Source organism: Bifidobacterium sp. UBA6881, from assembly GCA_002451435.1.
GTDB lineage: Bacteria > Actinomycetota > Actinomycetes > Actinomycetales > Bifidobacteriaceae > Bifidobacterium.
In genome coordinates, this window is sequence record DKCF01000027.1 from 3,894 (window position 1) to 7,750 (window position 3,857).

The window sequence follows — 3,857 nt, forward strand, 5'->3', positions numbered from 1 at the left end:
GCGCGACCGAACCATCGTCGGCCGCGGAAATCCACGGTGCGGCTTTCCGCGCCGCCGGCACCGATTTACCGCAACCAGTCCTCAAGCAGATTCGTCAACAGCAACAGATCGGATTCCGGCAGCTGCTCGTCATGCTTGTGCGCCAGCAACGGGCTGCCCGCGCCAAGATTCACGGCGGGGATGCCAAGCATCGAGAAGCGGGCCACATCCGTCCATCCGAGCTTCGCGAGCGGATCGCGACCGGTACGCTCCTTGACCAGTTTCACCAGCGACTGCGCCAGCGGCGACGTGAGCCCCGGACGGGCGCTCGGCGATTCGTCCTTCATCTCGATGCCGAAGCCCTCGAACACGCCGCCCGTGGCCCGATGCTCGCCGTTGCCGAGCTCGGCACCCGCATCCGCGCCGATCATCAGCGCCTTCGCCTCAGCGAGCGACTTGTCCGGAGCGAAACGGTAATTGACGTGCACGCGGCATTCGTCGGGGATCACGTTCGTACCCTTGCCTCCGGAGATCAGCGTGGCGTTCAGACCCTCCTGATAGGTCAGGCCGTCCACGTCGATGGCGCGGTCCTCATGGGCGTTGAGCCGGTTCAGGATCTCGGCTGCCTTGTGGATGGCGTTGTCGCCCATCCAGGCGCGTGCGGAATGCGCGGCGACGCCATGCGTAATCACGTCGAAGCGCATCGTGCCGTTGCATCCGCCCTCGATGCCGCAATCGGTTGGTTCGCCGATAATCGCGAAATCGCCGGTGATCCAATCGGGATGCGTCTCAACCACCTTGCGCAGGCCGTTCTTCTCGGCCGCGACCTCCTCGTGGTCGTAGAACACGTAGGTGAGGTCGTATTTCGCGTCGGTCAGCGTGGCGGCCAGATACAGCATCGCGGCATCCGAACCCTTCATGTCGGTGGCGCCGCGCCCCCAGATCACACGCTCATGCTCATGGCCGGCGGCTACGTCCTCGCGAATCAGCGGATCGCCCGGCTCCAGCCATTTCGGCGGGAAATTGTCGATCACCGGAACCGTATCGAGATGCCCGGCGAGGATCACGCGCCGCGCACGCCCGAAATCCGTGGAGGCGACCAAGGTGTCGCCATGCCTGCGCACCGTCAGATGCGGCTGCTTCTTCAGGAATGCCTCGACGGCATCAACCAACGGGCCCTCGTCATCGCTGACGGAGTAGGAGCCCATGATCTGGCTCATGAGTTCGTTCAGAGCCTCCTGCTTGCCCGCGGAACGGGAAAAACCAATCTCAAGTTCACACATGCGTTCCATTATCCGCCGTCATCGCACATGCGTCACATATTGACCGCGCTTTTGAGACGCCGGCGGGCCTTCAAGCATCCCCGGTGCCACACTGGTAGCGAAATACCGGAGCGAAGCAAAGAAGGAGCATGCAATGCCGGGTCTGTTAAGCGCGATGGAAGGCTTCTGCGTGATCGGCATCGTCATCGCCGTCGGATACATCGCCGCGCGTATGCGCATCGGCGGGCCGACCGCCCAGATGGTGCTCAACCGATTCAGCTTCTTCGTCTCCAGCCCGTGCCTGATGTTCGCGATCCTCTCGAAGGAGAAGATCTTCGAGATCTTCCACTCCTCCATCATCGTGGCGTTCTTCTCGGCCATGCTGGTCGGCGTCGTCTTCCTGATACTCAACCGGCTCTTCTTCCATCTAAAGGCCGCGGACGCCACCATCGGCGCGCTGAATTCGCTGTACCTGAACTCGAACAACATCGGCCTGCCGATCGCTACGTACATTCTGGGCAACCCTGCGCTGGTCGCGCCGATCCTAGTGATGCAGCAGGCGGTGTTCACGCCGATCGGACTGACCGTGCTCGACGTGACCACCAAAGGCAAGGTCTCCGCGAAGGAGATCCTCAAACAACCGTTGCACCAGCCGCTGCTCATCGGCTCACTGCTGGGCATTCTGGTTTCCGCGCTTTCCGCGAAGGCCGGCCATTTCGTCGTGCCGAATTTCATCTACGACCCGATCGACATGATCGGCGATTCCGCGGTGCCGATGATTCTGATGGCGTTCGGCATGTCCCTGCACGGCACGAAGCCGCTGCAGGACAAGGCGGACGTTCCCGCGGTGTTCACGGTGGCCGCCCTGAAGAACATCGTGATGCCGATCATCGCGTTCCTGCTGAGCTACTTCGTGATGGGCTTCCGTGGCGCGACCCTGTACGCATGCGTGGTGCTCGCCGCGCTGCCGACCGGCCAGAACGTGTACAACTACGCGGCGCGGTACAACGTGGGTCTTTCCTTCGCCCGCGACGGTATCCTGTTCTCCACGCTGTCCTCGCCGGTTTTCATCGCGATCATCGCCGCGTTGCTGAGCTGACGCGATTGGGGGTCTGAGTTCACCGGTGATGCCATGACTATCCGTGCAGCGCCTCTTCGCGATTCGAGGCGATTGCCGTCCAAGACGCACCCCAAACGATACAGCCTCGATGACCGTCAGATGTCGACGGACGCAATGCGTGGCGATGGACAAGGCCAACATCGCACGATTCCATTTTCGTCCTTCTATTTACAATCGTGCGAACGAAACACGCCCAACGTACGCCTTCGGGGGTATGGACGGCACTGGAAATGCAAGGATTAATGCCCTTTTCGCCGATTCGTTTCGCACGATTCCAAAAGAGCTCACGATTTGGGAATCGTGCGAAGTTTTGAGGGTCCCCATTAGCACCAGAAGCAACGGAACGTCAGCGCGCATCAAACCAAGTGCCAGGAGAGGCGATGCAGGTCGCTCGGACCATGTTCGGCGATGGCCTTGCGGTGTGCCGCGGAACCATAGCCCTTGTTGTGCGCCCATTCATAAGGCGCATATTGGGGCCGCGCGCCCAATTCGACCATGAGGCGGTCTCGGGTGACCTTCGCGATGACCGCGGCGGTGGCCACGGTTGCGCAGTAGCGGTCGCCCTTCACCTTGGTGGTGACGTTCGCCGGCACCGGCACCATCGGCGCGTCGAACGTGCCCAAGGCCTTGGTGATGTAGTCGTTCGGCCCGTCGAGGATCGCGCCGACCTTCATCTGCCTGCCGTCGAACAATCCGTTGCCGTCGATGCCGAGCTTCGCCTCCGCCTCCGCCAACGCGCGCAATGCCGCCACGCCGAGCGCATAGGAGATGCCCCATTCGTCGATTTCCCTGTTGCTGGCGGAGCCGACGGCCCAGGCCGCGCACCAATCCTTGAGTTCCCCGAAGATGGCCTCACGACGGTGTTCCGTCAACATTTTGGAATCGGCCACGCCCTCGGGGACCTGAAGCGGATCGGAGTCTTCCAGATCCCGCGCCCAGATGGCCGCCGCGCCGACCATGACCGGGCCGGCCAACGAACCGCGTCCGACCTCGTCGAAGCCGATGACCACATCAAAGCCCTCGTCGGCGATCGCATGTTCCAGATCCAGCGTGGGCACCACGGAGACGGTCATCAGGCGTTGGCCCCTTCCGGCACATCCTTGAACGTCTCGTGATGCGCGTCCAAGGTGCCGATGCGGTTCAACGGCCAGTATTTGGCCAGTCCGACGCCCACAACGTCCGAGATAGGCACGAGCCCGTGCGAGGAATCGTCCTGATGGTAGCGCGAATCGGCGGAATTGGCACGGTTGTCGCCCATGACGAACACATGCCCCTTGGTGACGGTCACGGTGAACGCGAAGGCGCTGGGATCTACTCCTGGGCGGAGATACGCGCTCTCGTCGACGGCAACGCCGTTGACGGTAATCGGCTTGCCCGCGCCCTCGCAGGCCACGGTGTCGCCCGGAAGCCCGATCAGACGCTTGATGAGATAGCTTCCGCCAAGACCTCCACTGTTCTCCTGACTCAGCCAATGATCAGGGTCCTTGAACACCACC

At 62.2% G+C, this 3,857-nt stretch carries 4 protein-coding genes; 1 reads left to right on the top strand and 3 read right to left on the bottom strand.

Annotated elements, in window-relative coordinates; genetic code table 11:
• Positions 1 to 65: 65 nt before the first annotated feature.
• A complete protein-coding gene (gene dapE / locus B3C64_RS02050; RefSeq protein WP_291533368.1) occupies positions 66 to 1,271 on the bottom strand; it encodes a succinyl-diaminopimelate desuccinylase in 1,206 nt (401 codons plus the stop codon).
• 124 nt (positions 1,272 to 1,395) lie between these two features.
• Between dapE and B3C64_RS02055 the strand changes: the two genes are divergently transcribed.
• Entirely contained in the window at positions 1,396 to 2,340 is a 945-nt protein-coding gene (locus B3C64_RS02055) for an AEC family transporter (RefSeq protein WP_291533369.1), read from the top strand.
• Between the two features lie 377 nt (positions 2,341 to 2,717).
• Here the strand turns inward: B3C64_RS02055 and B3C64_RS02060 are convergent, their stop codons facing one another.
• On the bottom strand, positions 2,718 to 3,434 hold the full coding sequence (locus B3C64_RS02060; protein ID WP_291533370.1) for a ribonuclease HII: 717 nt from the start codon (positions 3,432 to 3,434) through the stop codon (positions 2,718 to 2,720).
• Positions 3,434 to 3,857, bottom strand: a 424-nt coding sequence (gene lepB, locus B3C64_RS02065) for a signal peptidase I (RefSeq protein ID WP_291533371.1), incomplete at its 5' end; no start/stop codon positions are given. The genes B3C64_RS02060 and lepB, both read right to left, overlap by 1 nt.

What these genes read in the sequence shown, in the direction of transcription:
- dapE (WP_291533368.1), bottom strand. Translation starts at nt 1,271, where the DNA reads ATGGAACGCATGTGTGAACTTGAGATTGGTTTTTCCCGTTCCGCGGGC.
- B3C64_RS02055 (WP_291533369.1), top strand. Translation starts at nt 1,396, where the DNA reads ATGCCGGGTCTGTTAAGCGCGATGGAAGGCTTCTGCGTGATCGGCATC.
- B3C64_RS02060 (WP_291533370.1), bottom strand. Translation starts at nt 3,434, where the DNA reads ATGACCGTCTCCGTGGTGCCCACGCTGGATCTGGAACATGCGATCGCC.